The organism is Fulvivirga kasyanovii (genome assembly GCF_009711405.1).
Classification (GTDB): Bacteria; Bacteroidota; Bacteroidia; order Cytophagales; family Cyclobacteriaceae; genus Fulvivirga; species Fulvivirga kasyanovii.
On the sequence record NZ_SMLW01000098.1, the window covers coordinates 1 to 680 of the forward strand.

Consider the following 680-nt stretch of genomic DNA (forward strand, 5'->3'; position numbering starts at 1 on the left):
TATTGGCAGTTTACAGGGCATACAATTTGCCCGATAATGGTTTAGACATATTCAGACAAGGATGGAGAAAAAAATTACACATTGGTACGACACCGAGTCGAAAATATTTTACAAGTACTTTTACGGAAACATTGAATATAGTGATCTGATAAATGACTGGATCAAACTTATAGAAGACAAGAAAATACCCCAGGGAGTCAAAAAGTTTATACTCGATTATAGAAAAGGCAACTTACTTACACCTCCCCAAATGGCCATGGAGATAGCCAATTTCTATAAAGAAAACGCTTCCTGGTTCCTCCATGCAAAAATAGCGCTGATCATGCAGAAACCTGAGCAGGTCGTAATCCCGATACTGGCTAATGAAGAATGTATGGATATGCTCGAATTCAGGCCATTTTATACTATGGAAGCTGCTTTTAGTTGGGTGAACGAATAGTGCTTGCCCTGGCTCTATTTATAAACCCTGCCCTTAAAAGCTACATTTAGTGAATTCTTGTTCTTTCAGGATTTTCCCCTTGAAACTCTTTAACAGGTATAACTATACAATGATTCTTCAAAATTGTTCTCGAGTACCAAAAATCTAATTTCCACTTTCATCCTAAATTGAATATATCAGTTAGTTAGCCTGTCGGTAAAGCTTTACTATCAATGAATAAATCTAATCGATTCATTAAAAA

The 680-nt window shown here is 36.0% G+C and carries 1 protein-coding gene; it reads left to right on the plus strand.

What is annotated here, in order from left to right; translation table 11 throughout:
* Positions 1-61 precede the first annotated feature (61 nt).
* A complete protein-coding gene (locus E1163_RS00170) occupies positions 62-439 on the plus strand; it encodes a hypothetical protein (protein ID WP_155168520.1) in 378 nt (125 codons plus the stop codon).
* The last annotated feature ends 241 nt before the right edge of the window (positions 440-680 follow it).

Coding starts and splice junctions, on each gene's coding strand:
- E1163_RS00170 (WP_155168520.1), top strand. CDS start 62: ATGGAGAAAAAAATTACACATTGGTACGACACCGAGTCGAAAATATTT.